13 protein-coding genes are annotated in these 19,067 nt (G+C 65.1%); 8 read left to right on the top strand and 5 right to left on the bottom strand.

Annotation, left to right across the window (positions count from 1 at the left end; translation table 11 throughout):
* Position 1: 1 nt before the first annotated feature.
* Positions 2-5,410, bottom strand: coding sequence for a hypothetical protein (locus tag QRN34_RS06385; protein WP_285403033.1), 5,409 nt, complete (start codon positions 5,408-5,410; stop codon positions 2-4).
* A 417-nt stretch (positions 5,411-5,827) separates the two neighbouring features.
* Here QRN34_RS06385 and QRN34_RS06380 point away from each other — a divergent pair, with 417 nt between their 5' ends.
* The 3 genes from QRN34_RS06380 to ppa all read left to right on the top strand — a co-directional run bounded on the left by QRN34_RS06380 (position 5,828) and on the right by ppa (position 10,739).
* Complete coding sequence (locus QRN34_RS06380; RefSeq protein WP_285403031.1) at positions 5,828-7,876, top strand: sodium-translocating pyrophosphatase; 2,049 nt, start codon at positions 5,828-5,830, stop codon at positions 7,874-7,876.
* Positions 7,877-7,982: 106 nt separating this feature from the next.
* On the top strand, positions 7,983-10,109 hold the full coding sequence (locus tag QRN34_RS06375) for a prolyl oligopeptidase family serine peptidase (protein WP_285403029.1): 2,127 nt from the start codon (positions 7,983-7,985) through the stop codon (positions 10,107-10,109).
* A gap of 96 nt (positions 10,110-10,205) precedes the next feature.
* Positions 10,206-10,739, top strand: coding sequence for an inorganic diphosphatase (ppa, locus tag QRN34_RS06370; protein ID WP_285403028.1), 534 nt, complete (start codon positions 10,206-10,208; stop codon positions 10,737-10,739).
* A gap of 215 nt (positions 10,740-10,954) precedes the next feature.
* Here ppa and QRN34_RS06365 read toward each other — a convergent pair whose 3' ends face one another.
* The 3 genes from QRN34_RS06365 to QRN34_RS06355 all read right to left on the bottom strand — a co-directional run bounded on the left by QRN34_RS06365 (position 10,955) and on the right by QRN34_RS06355 (position 13,426).
* Positions 10,955-11,974: a DUF2333 family protein gene (locus QRN34_RS06365; RefSeq protein ID WP_285403026.1), complete on the bottom strand. Its 1,020-nt coding sequence runs from the start codon at positions 11,972-11,974 to the stop codon at positions 10,955-10,957.
* Between the two features lie 66 nt (positions 11,975-12,040).
* Positions 12,041-12,631, bottom strand: coding sequence for a ferritin-like domain-containing protein (locus tag QRN34_RS06360; RefSeq protein ID WP_285403024.1), 591 nt, complete (start codon positions 12,629-12,631; stop codon positions 12,041-12,043).
* A gap of 129 nt (positions 12,632-12,760) precedes the next feature.
* Positions 12,761-13,426 carry a TetR/AcrR family transcriptional regulator gene (locus QRN34_RS06355; RefSeq protein WP_285403022.1) on the bottom strand — a complete coding sequence of 222 codons (666 nt, stop codon included), beginning with the start codon at positions 13,424-13,426 and terminating at the stop codon, positions 12,761-12,763.
* A gap of 362 nt (positions 13,427-13,788) precedes the next feature.
* Between QRN34_RS06355 and QRN34_RS06350 the strand changes: the two genes are divergently transcribed.
* The 5 genes from QRN34_RS06350 (at position 13,789) to QRN34_RS06330 (ending at position 17,677) form a co-directional block, all read left to right on the top strand.
* Positions 13,789-14,448, top strand: a complete 660-nt coding sequence (locus QRN34_RS06350; RefSeq protein WP_285403020.1) for a protein-L-isoaspartate O-methyltransferase — start codon at positions 13,789-13,791, stop codon at positions 14,446-14,448.
* Between the two features lie 34 nt (positions 14,449-14,482).
* On the top strand, positions 14,483-15,841 hold the full coding sequence (locus tag QRN34_RS06345; RefSeq protein ID WP_285403018.1) for a TolC family outer membrane protein: 1,359 nt from the start codon (positions 14,483-14,485) through the stop codon (positions 15,839-15,841).
* Positions 15,842-15,967: 126 nt separating this feature from the next.
* Complete coding sequence (locus QRN34_RS06340) at positions 15,968-16,261, top strand: hypothetical protein (protein ID WP_036139530.1); 294 nt, start codon at positions 15,968-15,970, stop codon at positions 16,259-16,261.
* A gap of 511 nt (positions 16,262-16,772) precedes the next feature.
* Positions 16,773-17,375, top strand: coding sequence for a hypothetical protein (locus QRN34_RS06335; RefSeq protein ID WP_036139528.1), 603 nt, complete (start codon positions 16,773-16,775; stop codon positions 17,373-17,375).
* 26 nt (positions 17,376-17,401) lie between these two features.
* Positions 17,402-17,677 carry a hypothetical protein gene (locus tag QRN34_RS06330; RefSeq protein WP_285403015.1) on the top strand — a complete coding sequence of 92 codons (276 nt, stop codon included), beginning with the start codon at positions 17,402-17,404 and terminating at the stop codon, positions 17,675-17,677.
* 63 nt (positions 17,678-17,740) lie between these two features.
* Here the strand turns inward: QRN34_RS06330 and waaA are convergent, their stop codons facing one another.
* Entirely contained in the window at positions 17,741-19,006 is a 1,266-nt protein-coding gene (waaA, locus tag QRN34_RS06325) for a lipid IV(A) 3-deoxy-D-manno-octulosonic acid transferase (RefSeq protein WP_036143834.1), read from the bottom strand.
* Between the last annotated feature and the right edge of the window lie 61 nt (positions 19,007-19,067).

Genomic DNA, 19,067 nt, shown 5'->3' with positions numbered 1-19,067 from the left:
ATCACGGGCTAACACTGTTGGACGGGCTATAGGCCGAGCAGCCCACGGCGTTACATGCCCGCACCTTGTAGGTCAGCGTGACGCCCGGTTGCTGCAGCGAGCTGTAGGAAAGAGCCGAGCCGTTGTAAACCTGGGTGTTGTTTTCCATCAGCTCGTACCGCGTGGCGGATGACTGCGCTGTCCACTTGACCAGCACCGTGGGTTTGGTCGGGCCGTGGTACGTCGTAGTGAAGGTCGGTGCCGGTGGCGCCGAGGGCACGAGGGAGACCGTCACCGTGGTGGTCCCACTGAAAGGTCCGCACGCGAGCGGATTGCAACCCTGCACCTCATAGGCATAGGTCCCGTTGCCCCGTCCCGAGGTCGACCAGCTTGTCGCGCCGTTGAACTGGACCTGCTGGAACGCCGCGCCATTGACCGATTCCATTAGGTTGTAACCCACCGCGTCGCCGACCGTCGACCAACTGATGGTGTAAGCACCGGAGTTGTTGGTGCCGCCGCCGGTGATGGAGGGAGCACTGGCTGGCGGCCGCATCACGCTCACCGCTGCGCTCGTGACATAACCGCCACAGCCATTCGCATTGCAGGCACGCACTCGATAGGACCAGTTGCCTGAGGTGCCTTCGTTCACGGTGGTGGACGTACTTGTCCCGGACCACACATTGGCCCAGTTGCCGTTGGTACTGTGGTCCACCTGATACGACGTGGCATACGCCGTCGCAGGCCAACTCACCGCCACGGCACCCGTCGAGTTAGCTGGCACGCTGATGCTGGCCGGCGCCGGCGGGATGTGCGCGATGGTGACCGTGTTGGTTACGGTGGGCGTGCTACAGCCGTTCGCATTGCACGCCGAAGCGCGGAACTGATAGTTCGCATCACCCGGCGCATTGTAGGAAGCGCTGGTACCCGTTCCGGTATAGAGCGTCGCCCAGGCGCCGCCGTTGGTGGAACACTCCGTTTTGTAACTCGTCGTGTTGCTCGTCGCCGACCAGTTGACCGCAATATTCGACAGGTCACCTGCGGCCGTCGCCGTCGCCGAAGCGGGCGAGGAAGGCGCCAGCACGGAGGGCGGCACGACGAAGTTACCCGAGTTGGTCAGGAGGTTGTTGGGCGTACCGACGGGAGAGATGCCGTGGACGTAGATCGCCTGGCCGGCATATTTCACGCGTTGCTCTTCGGTCAGCGTAATCGTGTAGCGATGCTTGGTCCCACTCGAATGGCACAAGGTCTGCACGGCGGACCCGGTGTCCTGATTGGCGGTCGCGATGGCTATGCCCGTTCCCGTGCCGTACGGGCCACCCACATACAGATGCACATCGATGGAGGCAGCCAAGCCGCTGGCGCATGCCCAGCCGGAGACGACGGCATCGGTGCCACTGGTCACACCATCGACGTAGCCCATTACGTTCGAGGTCGTTGCTTTCCGGCTCGCCACCAGGGTTTTGCCCAGATAGACATAACTGGTGCCGTTGGTGCTGCCGTTGTCGTACTCCCACATCAGCTGACCGCTGCTGCTGTAGGCGTAGTAGGTCGTGCCGGACGACGTGACCGCCTTCACCCGGTGACCGGTAGCGTCATACAGGTAATCGCCCTTACCGTTGACCGAGAGTAGCCGGTTGGCCAGGTCGAAGGTCATCGCCTGACTGTCCTTGGTAGTGGTGTTGCCCTGCGCGTCGTAGGTAAAGCTGTGCACGGTGGCGCCGTTGTTGCTGATCGTGCTCAGCAGGTTGTTGGCGTCGTAGTTGTAGGTGTTGCTGCCATTGCTGTTGGTCAGGCTGCGCAGGTTGTTCAGCGTGTCGTAGGTGTAGGTCTCGCTGCCCCACAGGTTGGAGGCGGTGGCCGACACCAAGCGGCTCAGGCCGTCGTAGGTCATCGCGCGGGTGCGCTGCGCCGAACCCGACTGATCGGTGATCGACAGGATGTTGCCCACCTTGTCGTAGCCGAAGTCTTCGCTGACCGCGATCTTGGCGGACGTGCCGAAGCTGAAGTTGGACAGCAACTGCCGCGCATTCTTGCTGGCCGAATACAGCGCGCCATTGCCCAGCGTGTAGGCCTGCACCGCACCGTCCGGGAAATACGTCGCGCCGCTGACGAACGAACCCGCCGTCGTTGGTTGACCCAGCGCGTTGGGCGCCATCGCCACTGTGTTGCCATCGGGATACTGCACGCTGGCCAAGTGGCCATTGGCGTCATACCCGTAGCCCAGCGTCCAGGACCAGCCGTCCACCGACAGCGCTTCGGCGGTGAGCAGGCCGAGCTTGTTACGACCGTAGGACCAGCCTACGGTACCGGTGCTGTTGGCATTGCTGGACGAGGTGGCCGACGTCGACGTCGCAGGCCGGCCCAGCGCGTCGTAGGTGAAGCTCGTGGCGAGAGTACCGTTGGGATAGGACACCGAAGTGACGCGGTTCATCGCATCGTAGGCATTGGTCGTGCGGGCCGCCGTGGCAACCTGGTCGTAGCCGCACCCGGTACCGTTGAACGGCTGGCCGGCCGCGCTCCAGACCACGTTGTCGGCGCCGTCGTACGCAGCCATGGTGCTGCCCGTCTCCGGTTCCCACGAGCGGCACAACCGATGCTGGGCGTCATAGGTCATCGTGCGGGTCAGGCCGCCCTGCGTCATCGACAGCACGTTGCCGTAGAGGTCGCGGCTGATGGTCTGCGTCACGCCCTCGGGCGCCTCCACTTCGACCACGTTGTCGAACCCGGGCGTATCGAACACCTGGAAGTGAGTGAACGTCGCGTTGCCCTTGGCATCGGTCACCTGGCGTGCGCCGCTGGTGAGATACAAGGTGGTGGTCACCAGGTCGCCCTGCTCGGACGATTGCGTGCTGGAGGTGGGCCGCCCCAGCGAGTCGTACGCCGTGGTCGTGCCTGAGGTGATGCTGCTGCGGTCAGGCGTGCCCGTCACCGGATAGGACACGAAGCTCTTGCGTCCCGCCCAGTCGTACTCGGTGCGCGTGGACACGGCGAGTGCGCCGCTGTTGGCATCCGACTGGGTCGAGATCACCGGGCGAAGCAGGACGTCAAAATCCGTCCGCTGGTTCAGGTTGCCCTGCGTCGCGGTGCGTACCCAATGGTTGCCACCCATGCCGCGGGCATCGGGGGAGAAAATGTAGCTGTAAGTCTTGGGCGCCCACGCGGTACTGTCGCCCGTGGGATAGTCGACGCGCGCGATGCGGCCAATGCCGTCGTAGCCGTAGCTCGTGGTCGCACCCGCCTGATCGGTGATCGCCGCGATCTGACCCAGGCCGTCGACCGTCACCGCCTGACTGGTGCCGTCCGGGTAACCGATGCTGGTGGGAATACCTCGGGTGTAGTTACCCAGCGTCGTGGTCTTGCCGTTGCCGTCGGTGAAGCTGGCCAACTGGCCCTGCGCGCTGAAGGTGTAGCCCATCACCTTCACACCGAACCGGTCGCGCTCGGTCGGCGTGGCGGTGGTGCTGTCGTAGAGCATCTGACTGACCGTCTCGCCCGTGCTCAGATTGATCGACTGGGCCGGCAGACCGATCACCCAGAGGCCGGCGTTGTCGGTGTAGGTAGACCGATCACTGACGCTGTAGCCGAAGTTGTTGGAACGGGTGACATCCTGAGGCCGCGCAAAGGCATCGAAAGCGGTGGCGTTCCAGGTGTACACGTCCGGCGTGGCGCTGGCCGAGGGGTCCATCGTGATCTGCTGCGTGGCCTTGGGCAGCTGCTCCTGCAACTGCGCTGTGTTGACGCGCAGTTGCGGTGCGTAGCCCCAGGGATGGGCATAGGCTCCGGACCGCGCGTCCTGGGCCGGCGTCGGATTGACGTAGGTGTAGACAGTCGAGCGCCGCAAGGGGGTCGTACCGTCGCCGGTGAATACTTCTTCCTTCAGCAGCTGGCTCTCGGTCCAGTCGTAGCGGTTGGAGAAGGTGCTGCGCTCCACGTGCCCGTCGGGATAGCCGACGTCGGTCGCTACCTGGGTCGCGCAGGCCGTCGTTGTGCAGTCCTTGGACCAGCTCTCATTGGCTGGGGTGTAGCCGTACATCCAGACCAGCCCGCCAGAAGGCAAGCCCGTACCCGTGAGCGTGCGCTTGATAATCGCGATGCCGTAGGACGCATTGGGCACCGCCGCCCACGTGCCTACACCGTTCGGGGTGGCCGCCATGTTGGGGCCGGCCATGCATTGCTGGGGCACATAGGAGCGACCGCGCTTGAGCGGCGTAACGATATAGCTCGCCGTCAGCCCCGAGGGGTGCGTAGCCGACGCGATGAACAGGCTGCTTGCGTTGCCAGGCACGCCCACGGCCCCGCAGGTGCCGCCGGATTCGCGCGAATCCACCCAGGCCCCGTTGAACGGATCGAAGTTGTAGCCCCAGCTGCTGCCGTCCGGCTGCTGCACCGACGTCAGGGTGTAGACGAGGTTGGCGGTGGACTTGACGTAGCTGTAGGTCCAGGTGCGGTTGCCAGCGGCACCGCCCTGCTCGGTGATCGTGCTCACGCGGTGGCTGCTGGCACCCGTGCTGGCATCCGTCTCGTAGGTCAGCGTGACATGACGACCGTCGGACGCTGCAATGTCCGTGACGTCGTCGCCGCTGTAGGTATAGCTCACCGAGTTGCCGAACCGGTCTTCGATGCGGGTCACCAGCATCCGGCCTTCGCGACGCAGGAGCAGATCTTCCGCCGTGGCGAACACATGGAATCCGGAGCGCGCGGCTTCGGGGCTGGAGCCCAGCGGCCGGGTCAACGACGGCATGTAGCGGTACGCGATGTGATCGAGCCAGTATTTCGTGCCATCCGGGGAGACGGCGAGGAAGCCCTCGATCGCGGTGTCGTTCGCGGCATGTGCCAGGCAACCCACTGCCCAGTTGCCACGGGTCACGATGGGATAGGTCAGGCCCGCGACGCCGGGCGTGGCCGTGTTGGCCGTCGAGCGCGCCAGCAAGTCCTGGCTGGCCTGGCCCGGGATGCGCAGCTGGTAGCCCTGCCACCAGGTTGGCGGCTCCCAGTCCGCGCGCTTGGAATCGCCGGTCGGCGCGGCCACGCTGGGCGGTGGCCCGAAACTCGAGCAGATGGCGCCGTGATTGGTCGCCGCGACGCGCCAGCCCGGCACGTTGTTCTGCTGGGCCGTCACGGTGAAGATTTGCGGCAGGTCCATGTCCCAGTCGCCGAAGGCCCGCGCCTGCAGGTCGGGGCGATCCTCCACCCCGTGGAAGCTGAAGCTGCGCCCCAGGGTCAACGCCGGGCCGGTGCCAGTCAGCGACACATCGGTCTGGGCGAAGGACAGGGAGCCGTCGTAGAGGCTGATCTTCTCGCCGAAAGGCGTGTCGCCCAGCGGCTGGATGTCCTCGTTGACCTTGATGAGCTTCTTGTACTCGTCTTCGGGCTTGACCGTCGTCTGCGCACTTGCCGCGAAGGGCAGCGCCAGCGCGACGACCATCGACATCCCGAGCGCCATACGCGCCCACGAGCGCACAACCGGCGCCCTCCCCTGGTTGGACCCTGTCATCGTGCTTCCCCTGGCCGTGAGCGATTGCTCAGGGCGGGGAATGTAAATGGCCGATTTTGCGGCGGTCAACACAGCTTAAAGCCGTTAGCTTGACCACGGGGAAACCGTGGACCCGATGCGAACCTAGGCGCACCAATGGCTGGCGCGGCGCCTATGTCGTACGTTGTAGTCCTTCCCCTACACAAACTGACGGCGTAGGACTACACAAGTGTGGTGCTGTCAGATCAGCGTGCTTCCAATGCACACGCCAAAAACGCGCAAACCACCCCTTGCGCAGCGCACAACACCTTCCACCGCCTCCGGTGCCTATACTCGGGCCGGGCCCTGCCGGGCTCCCACCATGGGGAGGCTACGATGCTGCAGCAGTACGCTTTGTGGATCGCGCTGGCATGCGCGCTCGTTGCGATCGTGTATGGCGCATTCTCGGTCAGATGGGTATTGGCCCAGTCGCCCGGCAACGCTCGCATGCAGGAGATCGCCGCGGCGATCCAGGAAGGCGCCCGCGCCTATCTCAATCGCCAGTACGCCACCATCGGTGCCGTCGGCATCGTCCTCTTCCTTCTTATCGGCCTCTTCCTCGACTGGGGCACCGCGGTAGGTTTCGCACTCGGCGCCGTGCTTTCCGGGGCGACCGGCTACATCGGCATGAACGTGTCGGTTCGCGCCAACGTCCGCACCGCCGAGGCCGCCCGTAGCGGCCTTTCTTCTGCCCTGGCGGTGGCCTTCCGTGGTGGCGCGGTCACCGGCATGTTGGTGGTCGGCCTGGGCCTGCTCGGCGTGGCCGGCTATTACGGCGTGCTGCTGCACATGGGCTACGAGCGTACGCATGCGCTGCATGCACTGGTCGGATTTGCCTTCGGCTCCTCGCTGATTTCCATCTTCGCGCGGCTGGGCGGCGGCATCTTCACCAAGGGTGCCGACGTGGGTGCGGATCTGGTCGGCAAGGTGGAAGCCGGCATTCCCGAGGACGACCCGCGCAACCCGGCGGTGATCGCGGATAACGTGGGCGACAACGTCGGCGACTGCGCGGGCATGGCGGCGGATCTCTTCGAGACCTATGCGGTGACGCTGATCGCCACGATGCTGCTGGGCGGTGTGATGGCCACCGAGGTCGGGCCGTCCGGCGTGCTCTATCCGCTGGTGCTGGGCGGTGCGTCGATCGTGGCGTCGGTGATCGGCACGTTCTTCGTCAAGAACCGCGGCGGCAAGATCATGAATGCGCTGTACGCCGGCGTGTTCGTTTCGGCGCTGCTCGCAGCGATCGCGTTCTGGCCGATCACGCAGTCGATGATGGCGGATTCGTCGTTCGGGCCGACCCGGCTGTTCGGCTGCACGATCATCGGGCTGGTGCTCACGGGCGCCATCGTGGTCATCACCGAGTACTACACCGCCACCGAGTACGGGCCCGTGCGGCACGTGGCGCAATCGTCCACCACCGGTCACGCGACCAACATCATCGCGGGGCTGGGCGTGTCGATGAAGTCCACCGCGCTACCCGTACTGGCCGTATGCGCGGCGATCTGGGGTGCGCACACACTGGCCGGCCTCTACGGCATCGCCATCGCGGCCACCGCCATGCTCAGCATGACCGGCATGGTGGTGGCGCTGGATGCGTACGGCCCCATCACCGACAACGCCGGCGGCATCGCCGAGATGGCCGAACTGCCGGCCGACGTGCGCGGCGTCACCGACCCGCTGGACGCCGTGGGCAACACGACCAAGGCCGTGACCAAGGGCTATGCGATCGGTTCCGCCGGCTTGGCCGCCCTGGTGCTGTTCGCCGACTACACGCACAACCTCAACCTGCACTTCGGCGGCACGGAGGTGCGCTTCGACCTGTCCAACCACTACGTGATCATCGGCCTGCTGATCGGTGGCCTGATCCCGTATCTTTTTGCGGCCATGGCGATGGAAGCGGTAGGCCGCGCGGCGGGTGCCGTGGTGGAGGAAGTACGCCGGCAGTTCCGCGAGATCGCGGGGATCATGGAGGGCACAACGCGCCCGGACTACTCGCGGGCCGTGGACATGCTGACGCGCTCGGCGATCCGCGAGATGCTGGTGCCCTCGCTGCTGCCGGTGCTGGTACCCGTGGTGGTGATCTTCGGCTTCAAGTGGCTGGGCGGACCGGAGGCTGGGGCCCAGGCGCTGGGCGGCGTGCTGATCGGCACCATCGTCACCGGCCTGTTCGTGGCCATCTCCATGACGACCGGGGGCGGCGCCTGGGACAACGCCAAGAAGTACATCGAGGACGGCCACTTCGGCGGCAAGGGCTCCGAGGCCCACAAGGCGGCAGTCACCGGGGACACGGTGGGCGACCCTTACAAGGACACGGCGGGCCCGGCGGTCAACCCGCTGATCAAGATCATCAATATCGTGGCCTTGCTTCTGATTCCGTTGTTGTGATCGAGGGGCGAGGGCCACCCAGGCCCTCTAGCCCGAAAGTCATGGGTGGCGGGCCCCTCGGCGTGCGCTAAGGTCGGGGCCCGCTCTGCCTCACGGATACGATCCCATGCAACGACGCTGGATTGCGCTGGCCATCGCCCTTACCTTCATGGGCATGACCCAAGCCCATGATGCCCCGAAGACCCCTTCCGGCCAGGCCGCCCCGGCCGCCGGCGACGACGAAAACCTCTGGCTCGACGACATCGACGGCGCCAAGCCGCTCGCATGGGTCAAGGAGCGCAACGCCGAGACCGTGGCGAAATACGCCAAGAGCGACGCCTTTACCTCGCTGGATGCGCGCCTGCTCGAAGTGCTCGACTCCGAAGCCCGCATTCCGATGGTCTCGAAGATCGGCGACCACTTCTACAACTTCTGGCGCGACAAGGCCCACCCCAAGGGGCTGTGGCGGCGCACCACGCTGGCGGAATACCGCAAGGACAACCCGGCCTGGGAAACCGTGATCGACCTGGACGCGCTGTCCGCGTCCGAAAAGGAAAACTGGGTGTGGCACGGCGCGCAGTGCCTGCGGCCGGCCAATCGCCGCTGCCTGGTCTCGCTCTCGCGCGCCGGCGCCGATGCCGACGTAATCCGCGAGTTCGACCTCACCACGCGCAGCTTCATCAAGGATGGCTTCACCCTGCCCGAGGCCAAGACCCAGGTCGCCTGGATCGACGACGACCACCTGTTCGTCGCCACCGACTTCGGCCCGGGCTCGTTGACCGAGTCCAGCTACCCGCGCATCGTGAAGGAATGGAAGCGCGGCACGCCGCTGTCGTCCGCCACCACGGTGTACGAAGGCACCGCCAAGGACATGTCGATCTCGGCCTATCGTGATCTCACGCCCGGTTTCCAGCGCGATTTCGTGCAGCGGGCGCTGGAGTTCTACAACACCGAGACCTTCCTGCGCGGCAAGGACGGCAAGCTGGTCAAGATCGACGTGCCCAACGACGCCGAGACGGACGTGGAGCGCGAGTGGCTGCTGGTCGAACCGCGCACGGCATGGACCGTGGGTGGCACCACCTACCCGTCCGGTTCGCTGGTGGCCACGAAGTTCGACGACTTCATGGCCGGCAAGCGCGAGTTCACCGTGCTGTTCACGCCGGACGAGCACAGCTCGCTGTCGGGTCACTCGTGGACGCGCCATCACCTGATCCTCAACGTGATGCGCGACGTGGTCAGCCAGATCCAGATCCTGACCCCGAATGCGAAGGGCCCCTGGACGAGCGAATCGCTGGGCGGCGCGCCGCCGCTGAGCACGATGGACGCCGGTGGGATCGATGCCGACGATTCGGACGAGTACTTCGTCACCGTGTCCGGCTTTCTCCAGCCGACGACGCTCTATTACGGCGTGCTCGGCCAGGGCGAACGCTCGGCCATCAAGCACAGCCCGGCGTTCTTCGACGCGTCGAAGTTCGCGGTCAGCCAGCACTTCGCCACCTCCAAGGACGGCACCAAGGTGCCCTACTTCGAGATCGCCCCAAAAAATCTGAAAGCCGACGGCAACAACCCGACCCTGGTCTACGGCTACGGCGGTTTCGAGATTCCGCTGCAACCGGCGTATTCCGGCGGCGTCGGGCGCGCCTGGCTGGAAAAGGGCGGCGTGTATGTCATCGCCAACATCCGTGGCGGCGGCGAGTACGGCCCGCGCTGGCACCAGGCGGCCCTCAAGGCCAACCGCCCGCGCGCGTACGAGGACTTCGCGGCGGTGTCGCAGGACCTGATCGACCGCAAGATCACCAGCCCGAAGCACATGGGCATGATGGGCGGCAGCAACGGCGGCCTGCTGGCCGGCAACATGCTGACCCGCTACCCGCAGCTCTACGGTGCGGTTGTCAGCCAGGTCGCCCTGCTCGACATGAAGCGCTATACCCATATGTCGGCAGGCGCCTCGTGGATGGCCGAATTCGGCGACCCGGACAAGCCGGAAGAGTGGAAGTACATCCAGACCTTCTCGCCGTACCACAACCTGCACAAGGGCACCCACTATCCGGCCGTGCTGTTCACCACCTCCACCCGCGACGACCGCGTGGGCCCGGTACACGCGCGCAAGATGGCCGCCCGCATGCAGGCCATGGGCCTGGATGCCTCGCTGTATGAAAACCTCGAGGGCGGCCATGGCGCGGCGGCGGACAACAAGCAGTCGGCCTTCATGAACGCACTGGCCTATACCTATCTCTGGGACCACCTGAAGTAGCCGGCCGGGGCCGCCCGACGCCGCTTTTGCGGCGCGGGCGGCTAGCCCGTATCCTATTCGGCCGCTTCCCTCCCCTATTACTCGTCAAGGAATCCCATGGGTCTGCATCTCGTTCCCGCCGGCAAGAACGTACCGGACGAAATCAACGTCATCATCGAAATCCCCAAGGATGCCGAGCCGGTCAAGTACGAAGTGGACAAGGAAAGCGGCGCGATCTTCGTCGACCGCATCCTCTCCACGCCCATGCGCTACCCCTGCAACTACGGCTACGTGCCGGGCACGCTCGGTGGCGACGGCGATCCGCTGGACGCCCTGGTGATCCTGCCGCTGTCGCTGGTGCCCGGTTCGGTGATCCGCTGCCATCCGGTCGGCATGCTCAAGATGAGCGACGAGGCAGGCGCCGACGAGAAGCTGGTGGTGGTTCCGGTGGAAAAGGTGTTCGCCGGCTACTCGCACATCAAGGACATCGCCCAGGTCTCCGGCCACTGGCTGGAGCGCATCGGCCACTTCTTCGAGCACTACAAGGACCTGGAGAAGGGCAAGTGGGTCAAGGTCGAGGGCTGGGTTGGCGCGGATGAGGCCAAGGCGGAAATCGTGGCTGGCATGGCTCGGTATAAGGCCGACCATTAAGCTCGCCTAGGCGGCTATCGCGCACATCGTGCGCTTTTGCACGTACGTTTATCGCCCACATCGTGGGCTCCTACAGCGCTCGTGTAGGAGCCCACGATGTGGGCGATAAACGTTTCGTGGCCCGACGTTGTCGCTTGATCTACGTCGACGCACATCGTTTTTCGCGCACATCGTGCGCTCCTACACGGGTTTATTCGGGTTAACGGTGTATGCGGTTAGCCGCGGCCTAGCAGCGTGCGCAGGTCGATGATGGCGGCGTTGGCGCGGGAGATGTAATTGGCCATCACCAGCGAGTGGTTGGCGAAGAAGCCGAACGGCGCGCCGTTGAGCACCACGGGGCTGCCCAGGTCTTTCTGCGATTCTTCCAGCTCGCGGATCACCTGCTCGAGACTGGCGTCGGCGTTCTTGCTGCGCAGGATGGGGGCGAAATCGTGGCGGATCGCCTTGAGCTGCTCCAGCAGTGCCCAGGTATAGCCGCGCGCCTCGTAGAAGTTGTCGTCGATCTTGTTCCAGGGCGTCTTGACGTACACCGCCCTGGCCGGACCGGCCTTGCCGCCGACGTCGGCGTTGGGCGCCGCGTCCACCTTCAGCTGGCCTGCGGCGGCGGACAACCGTTGCGACAGTGAGCCGAGACGACCCGAGACCGTCTGCAGGTAATCGGCCAGGTTGTCGGCGCGGGCGTAGAAATGCGCGTTCGCATCCTCGGCGTCGCTCAGGCGGCCCAGGTAGTTTTCAAGGTCGTCGACGGCCTTACCGTACTGCGATTCCGAGCTGGGCAGCAGCCAGCGATCGTTCGGGCTGTTGAGCAGCGGATCGGCCTCGCCCAGGGACTTGTCTTCCGTGGATTGAGTCTGCGAGCGGCTCAGGTCGTTGCGCAGCGCACGCGAGAGATCGCGCGACGCCGTCAGCGAGCCGAATTCCCAGTTGGGCATGTTGTCCATGAACACGCCGGGCGGCATCTTGTCGTTGCTGAGGTAGCCGCCACGCTTGGTCATCAGCGTGTCGACCGACCGGATCAGCGTGTACGTGGTGACCGCGCCGGTGGCCATGGGTCGGCCGATGTCCTTCATATGGGCCGTGGTGACCGCGACCGGATCGAACTGTTCCGGCTCCTTGTCCCACCACCACATGAAGAACAGCATGACCAGCAGCAGGATCGCCACCAGGGTGGCGACCAGCAGGCCGATCGGGTTTTGCCTTCGCCGGGACGGCGCGGGAGTGGCGGTCGCATTCATGATGTCTTTCCTTATCGTCGCGAACGTGAGCGCCTAGCTTACCTAATCGATGCCGGGAGGACCGGATCAGTGCGAGGATGACTGGGACGGCTCCCAGGCCTGCACCGGCTCGCCCTTCGCACCCAGGTTCTCCAGCAGGGTCGCCATATCCTCGGCGTGCTCTTCTTCCTGGGCCAGGATGTCTTCCATGATGCGACGCGTGGTCGGATCGTCGTCACCGATGTACTGGACGATCTCGCGGTAGCTGTCGATGGCGATGCGCTCGGCCACCAGGTCTTCCTTGATCATCTCCACCAGCGTGGTGCCTTCCACGTAATCCGCGTGGCTGCGCGAGAGCAAGCCTTCCAAATTGAAATTGGGCGTGCCGTCCAGCTGGGTGATGCGCTCGGCGATGCGATCGGCGTGCTCCTGCTCCTCGCGCGCGTGCTCCAGGAACTCCGACTTCACGCTCTGGGAATGGATGCCCGGCGCCATGTAGTAGTGGTACTTGTAGCGCAGCACGCAGACGATTTCCGTCGCGAGCGCTTCGTTGAGCAGCTTGATCACCGTTTCGCGATCGGCGCGGTAACCCGCGGTCACGGCGCCATCGTCGATGTGCTCGCGGGCGCGCTTGCGGATGTTCTCGATATCGCTGATGAACGGCTTCGTCGTGGCCATGGCCTGGTCTCCTGGGAGAGTGGGTAGGGCCACGACGGTAAGGACGTTGCTGGGAAAGCCGGGTGAAGAATGTGCGGGGTGAGAATCGTCCGCATTACGCGCACTTAGCGTCGTGCGCGCCTTACTGCGCTATGCCTTCGCCGTACGCGGCTGATAGGCGTTGAGGAACATTTCCACAGCCGCCAATGCATTGGCATTGACCTCCTCGGCAAACTGCACCGCGCAGTCCTCGCAACCGAACAGGCGACGGATCAGCAGGTCGCCCTTAAGGAGCGCGAGGAACTGCGTGCTGGCCCGCGACACATCGGGAATCTCCAGCTGGCCGCGCGCCACGGCGCCCTCGAACAACCGCTGCATCAGCTTGTGCATGCGGGCCGGGCCTTCTTCCCAGACCAGGCGACCGAATCGCGGATTGCCGCCCGACTGGCAGTCCGAGAGGATCGCCCGGAACGTGCCGACGGTTTCGGTGTTGGTTTCCGTCGCCGCGTGCCGGCTGGCGATGTTGGTCAACGTGACGCGTATATCGGCGCCCTGGCTGAAATCGAACAGGTCGTCCGGGAGGCGTTCCTGCACGTGCGCACGGATCACTTCACGGAACAGGTTGTCCTTGTCGCCGAAGTGGCTGTACACGGTCAGCTTGGACACACCCGCCGCTGCAGCCACGGCATCCATGCTCGTTCCGGCGAAGCCACCCTGTGTGAACAGTGCCTTGGCCGCCTCGAGAATGGCCGCGCGCTTTTCCATGTCCTTGGGACGACCAGGGCCCTGCGGCTTCATTTTCGGGCTGGCGTTCATGGCTGCACCTTCACAAACTGAAAATATGACTTTATTATACGCAGCGGTTCAGTTATTTCCACTTTTGCTGCGGCGCCTGCCGACAAGGGTGGAGACGACGGAAAGGCTGTCCTTCGTGGCTCGGAATGAAATGGGGTCGCCCTCGGGCGAAACCCAAGGCGTTCAGGGGCTTGCGGTCGCGGCTGTTCAGGCAGGAGCGAGCGAAGGCGCCCATGGGGGTGACTTCCGTCAGCCCCATCCGGTGACTTCCGGCACTTAGTCGGGACACCACCGTAGCCGCAGCCTTCGATCCATTGGGAAAACGGGCGCTAAGCGCTTATCCTTTCGAACCTTTTTCAGCTTTTTGTACGGGACCCGACACCATGGCGATGAATTTCGAACAGGCACGGCAGAACATGGTCGAGAACCAGGTCCGCCCCTGGGAAGTGCTCGACGCCGACGTCCTGGAGACGCTCAAGGGCGTTCGCCGCGAGGATTTCGTCGCGCCGGCCCACCGTAACGTGGCCTTTGCCGACCTCACCCTGCCCCTGGGCCATGGCGAGGTCATGATGAAGCCCGTCGTGGAAGGCCGCGTGCTGCAGGCCCTGGAACTGAAGAAGACCGACGAGGTGCTGGAAATCGGCACCGGCTCCGGCTTCCTCACCGCCTGCCTGGCCCGTCTTGCCGGCAAGGTCATTAGCATCGACATGCATGCCGACTTCGTGGACGCTGCGCGCGAGCGCCTGGCCGCCGCGATGGTCACCAATGCCACGGTCGAAACGGCCGAAGCGGTCAACGGCTACACCCCGACGGGCGTTTTCGATGCCGTCGTGATCACCGCCGCGGTGCATTCGGTGCCCGAGAAGTTCGTGCGCTGGCTGAAGCCGGGTGGGCGCATGTTCGTCGTACGCGGCGACTCCCCCGCGCAGACGGCGGTGCTCCTCACCCATGAGGGCGAGGGCCGCTTCCGTGAAGAGTCGCTGTTCGAAACGGACCTTCCCTACCTGGCGCATGCCGCGCCGGTGAAGCGCTTCGTGCTCTGACCCCCAGATTTTCCATTACCCACGAGGCGAAACCATGCGCTTGAAGCTGCTCACCGTCGCGCTGGCACTGGCCGCGATGCCTTTCGCGAGCCACGCCGAAGACCTGCTCGACGCCTACCGCCAGGCCCGGGCCAACGATCCGGTGCTGTCGCAGGCCGATTCCAACCGGCTCGCCACGGGCGAGACCGTCGTGCAGAGCCGTGCGCTGCTGCTGCCGCAGGTCAGTGCACAGCTGCAGCTGAGCCAGTCGGAGCCGAACGGGAGAGATCCCCTCGTCCTGAACGACGGCACCGTGGTCAGTAACGACATCGGTCATACCCGCACGCGCAGCTCCAGCCTTTCGGTCTCCCAGAGCGTGGTCGATTTCAGCCGCTACGCGGACCTGAAGGCCTCGAAGTCGTCTTCCGAAGCGCAGGACGCCACCTATGAGGCGGCCCTCCAGCAGCTGTCGACACGCGTGGCCACCGCCTACTTCCAGGTGCTGACCAACGACGACGCACTGACTTTCGCCAAGGCCAACGAGCAGGCGCTCGCCCGCCAGCTGGAGCAAGCGCAGCAGCGTTTCGATGTCGGCCTGTCCGCCATCACCGACGTGCAGGATGCCAAGGCGCAGCACGATACCGCCGTGGCCTCGGTGATCACCGCCGAGAACACGCTGGCGGACTCGCGCGAAGCCCTGACCCAGATCACGGGCAAGCCGTCCGATAACCTGAAGAAGCTGCGCGAGCAGCTGCCGATGGACCCGCCCACGCCCAACGATCCGAAGGCCTGGGTGGCCGAGGCGGTCAAGAGCAATCCGACCATCCTGGCCTCGCAGTACAACGTCGAGTCCGCGGAACACAGCATTTCCTCGGCCCGCGCCGCGCATCTACCCACACTGGATGCCACCGCCGGCTACAGCAAGAGCACCGCCTGGACCCAGAATGCGGGGACGCTTTCGTCCAGCAACACCAGCAGCAACGGCCGTGGTGGCACCACCGTCGGCCTGACCTTGAGCGTGCCTATCTTCTCCGGCGGTGCCACCCAGTCGCGCGTGCGCCAGTCGATCTACCAGCGCGATTCCGCGCAGGATTCCCTGGAAAGCTCCCGCCGCCAAGTGGTTCGCGACACGCTCAACTACTACCGATCCGTGGTCGCCGGCATCAGCAAGGTCGAGGCCACCAAGGCGGCGGTCGAGTCGTCGGAAAGCGCGCGTGACGCCACGCAGGCCGGCTTCGAAGTCGGTACCCGCACCATCGTCGACGTGCTGATCGCGCAGCAGAACCTGACCTCCGCGCTCAGCGACTACTCTCAGGCCCGCCACCAGTTCATCCTCGACAAGCTGCTGCTGAAGCAGACCGCCGGCACGGTGGACGTCAAGGACCTCGAAGCGATCAACGCGCTGCTGCAGTAACGCATCGCAGAGGGGCCCGAAGCGACGGAACGACATACAACGTCGCCCGGGCCCTACATCGATGCGGCGCGTGGGAAAGCCATACTTTGCATGCCCATCCGGGCATGACTCAGTAAAGGACTACCCATGAAAATGCATGCAGCAGGTCTGGCCGCCTTGATGGCCTTCGTTCCCACCATCGCGCTGGCCACCGGCACGGCCACCACGTCGCACACCGACCATGTCATCTCGGTGGAAAAAGGCAACGCCGTCGAGCGCGTGGCCCGCGACATGGCGCACGCCGAACTGGAGCAGGCCTGCGCCAGCAAGGGCGGCTCCATCGTTCAGGTAACTTACAAGAGCACGCCGATCTGGGGCGGTTCCCACCCAGTCACGCGCGTGCAGGCCACGGCGGTATGCCGGGTAAGCGGCGCAGAGTGATTCGATCATGGGCGGGCGGATTGCCCGCCCATCTTTATACGCGCGACGATGATCGGCCCCCACATCCATCCAAGGACGAACGTGGACCGTCTCCTCTTTAGCAAGGTCGAGGCCACCAAGGCCGCGGTCGAGTCGTCCGCCACCAGTTCATCCTCGACAAGTTGCTGCTGAAGCAGACCGCCGGCACGGTGGACGTCAAGGACCTCGAAGCGATCAACGCGCTACTGCAGTAGCAGCGCACGCACGTGCGCGACATGTGTTGAGGCCGAACCTTGGAGCTGCCGCGCCAGCTCAGGGGTCATCGAGAAACGATTCGCGCACGTGCGTGCGCTCCTACGGGTCGGTCTCAACCCAGGTCGCGCGCACGGAAGAACGGGCCCTGGCGGGCCCGTTTTTTCTGTGTACCAGAGCGCCGCCTACACTCACACGCGCAATGGGCTTACAGCCGGCCGCGGGCGAGCCATAGATCATGGGCAGGCCCAACCGGGCCAAGCCACGACCAAGGACGATCATGATCCGAACCAGCCTGTTCTCCGCCGCCGCGATACTCGCGGCATCCTCCGTTTTTGCAGAGGCGACATCGCCCTCGCCAGGCCGCGAGCCGAAAATCGTCGAGCAGGAAAGTGCCGTCGCGTTCGAATACGACGTCCGCAACAAGGGCGTGCTCGGTTCGTTCAGGCCGACCTATGAAGCCCTGTGGGCGGCCACGATGAAGAACTGCGACGCGCGGGGTGGTTATCTCGCCGAGTACCACGACGGCTTCAAGCGTAAGTATGTGGATACACGGGAAGGCGGCGTGCGCAGCAATGCCTACGCCACCTGCCGCATCGACGTGCCGGAAGAGCCGGCGCTCACCGGCAGCGAACCCACGCCCTTGGCCACCATCGCCCTGGGCACGGGCCTCGACGGGACGAAGGGACTCGTCGAAGCCTCGGGCAACAAGCGCCTGGCCTATCTCGCCGTTCGCGAAAAGGTCTTCCAGACCTGTCTCGACAACGATCGCCGCGTGCGCTTCATGAGCGTGGCGACCACGCCGAAACCAAACGGCGATACGACCGTGGAAGCCCGCTTCGCCTGCAACTCCGCCATGAACGCGTCGCCGCAGCGCGATTGAATCCCCCGTCTGAAAAGGATTTCCCCATGAAAGCACTCATCATTACCGGCCTGCTGATGGCCGGCAACGCCACCGCAGCCACCGCCGCGCCGCAGCCGTCGAACGTCACCCGCGAGTCGGTCGAGATTCTCCGCGGCCAGCTCGACGGCTTCGATCGTGTGGCGACCCAGAGACAGCTGCTCGACGCGATCGAGCGCGAGTGCGCGTCGATCGGCGGCACGGTGACGGACTACCACGTGACCGCTACGCCATCGAGCCTGGGCTTCAAGTTCGATGCCGAGGTGACCTGCCGTATCCGCTGACACGTCACCGCCCCTGGAGAGTACGGTCTGGCTCCGTTATACGGAGCCGACGCGGAGCCGCGCTTACTCCTGAAGCAGCGTATCGACCAGATCCATCACCTTGCCCACCGAGCCGCGCTCGCTGTCGAAGACATAGCGGGCGCGGTCCCCCATGTGCTCGCGCCGCTCGCGGTCACGCAACAGCGCCAGCACCTGCCCGCCCAGCGCGTCGCCGTCCTTCACCCGCTGGCCGCCGCCTTCGTCGAGCAGCGCCTGGGTGATCTCCTCGAAATTGAAGGTGTACGGCCCGACCAGCACGGGCTTGTTCAACGCCGCCGGTTCCAGCACGTTGTGCCCGCCGATGGATACCAGGCTGCCGCCGACGAAGGCCACGTCGGACGCGGCGAAGAAGCGCAGCAACTCACCCATCGAGTCGATGACGAAGCACTGCGTGGCATGCCCGGGAACGCCGTCGCCGCTGCGCGTGCCGACCTGGAAGCCCAGGCTACGCACCGAGGACTCCACGGCCTTGAACCGCTCGGGATGGCGCGGCGCGATCAGCAACAAGGCGTCCGGCAAGCGGCGCATCACGGCCAGGTGGGCCTCGAGCACGCACATTTCCTCACCCTCGTGCGTGCTGGCGGCGATCCACACCGGGCGCCCCGTGCCCCATGCTTCACGCATGGCCAGTCCGGCCTGCAGGGCTGAATCCGGCACCGGCATGTCGAACTTGAGATTGCCGCACACGGTGAGCTGGCTGGGCTCCGCGCCCAGCAGCCGGTAACGCGCGGCATCCGTGCGCGACTGCGCGGCAATGTGGCTGACGCAACGCAGCGCCCGGCGCACCAGCGAACTCATGCGCGCGTAACCGCGCAGCGAGCGCTCGGACAGCCGGGCATTGGCGATCAGCAGCGGGATGCCGTGCTTGCGGCAGGCGAAATACAGGTTGGGCCAGATCTCCGTCTCGACGATGACGGCCAGCCTCGGCCGCGTGCTGCGCAGGAAGCGCCTCACCGCGAAGGGCAGGTCGTACGGCAGGTAGACGCTGTGCACGGTGTCGCCGAACAACTGCCGTACGCGCTCGGAGCCCGTGGGGGTGACCGTGGTGACCAGCATGGGGGCGTGCGGATAGGACGCCATCAACGCCTTGACCAGGGGCTCGGCCGCGTTCACCTCGCCTACCGATACCGCGTGCACCCAGAGGCAGCCCGCCAGCCGGGGTTCGGGGAAGCGACCGAAGCGCTCGCGCCAGCGCACGTGGTAGTCGCCATAGCGCATGCCCCGCGCCATCAGGCGCAGCATCACCAGCGGGGTGAACAGGTACATCGCGAAGTTGTAGAGCACACGCAGCAGCACGCGAATCCCTGTTTGGTACGTGGCCCGTCAGTATAGCCGCGCCCATTCGTTACAA

Source organism: Luteibacter sp. ME-Dv--P-043b (assembly GCF_030209605.1).
Classification (GTDB): Bacteria; Pseudomonadota; Gammaproteobacteria; order Xanthomonadales; family Rhodanobacteraceae; genus Luteibacter.
This window is presented reverse-complemented; position numbering and strand designations above follow the sequence as displayed.

Bases quoted from the DNA above. Each gene is read 5' to 3' on its own strand.
- QRN34_RS06345 (WP_285403018.1), top strand. From the start codon at position 14,483: ATGCGCTTGAAGCTGCTCACCGTCGCGCTGGCACTGGCCGCGATGCCT.
- QRN34_RS06355 (WP_285403022.1), bottom strand. From the start codon at position 13,426: ATGAACGCCAGCCCGAAAATGAAGCCGCAGGGCCCTGGTCGTCCCAAG.
- QRN34_RS06330 (WP_285403015.1), top strand. From the start codon at position 17,402: ATGAAAGCACTCATCATTACCGGCCTGCTGATGGCCGGCAACGCCACC.
- QRN34_RS06385 (WP_285403033.1), bottom strand. From the start codon at position 5,410: ATGTCGATGGTCGTCGCGCTGGCGCTGCCCTTCGCGGCAAGTGCGCAG.
- QRN34_RS06340 (WP_036139530.1), top strand. From the start codon at position 15,968: ATGAAAATGCATGCAGCAGGTCTGGCCGCCTTGATGGCCTTCGTTCCC.
- QRN34_RS06375 (WP_285403029.1), top strand. From the start codon at position 7,983: ATGCAACGACGCTGGATTGCGCTGGCCATCGCCCTTACCTTCATGGGC.
- QRN34_RS06360 (WP_285403024.1), bottom strand. From the start codon at position 12,631: ATGGCCACGACGAAGCCGTTCATCAGCGATATCGAGAACATCCGCAAG.
- QRN34_RS06335 (WP_036139528.1), top strand. From the start codon at position 16,773: ATGATCCGAACCAGCCTGTTCTCCGCCGCCGCGATACTCGCGGCATCC.
- QRN34_RS06380 (WP_285403031.1), top strand. From the start codon at position 5,828: ATGCTGCAGCAGTACGCTTTGTGGATCGCGCTGGCATGCGCGCTCGTT.
- QRN34_RS06350 (WP_285403020.1), top strand. From the start codon at position 13,789: ATGGCGATGAATTTCGAACAGGCACGGCAGAACATGGTCGAGAACCAG.
- ppa (WP_285403028.1), top strand. From the start codon at position 10,206: ATGGGTCTGCATCTCGTTCCCGCCGGCAAGAACGTACCGGACGAAATC.
- QRN34_RS06365 (WP_285403026.1), bottom strand. From the start codon at position 11,974: ATGAATGCGACCGCCACTCCCGCGCCGTCCCGGCGAAGGCAAAACCCG.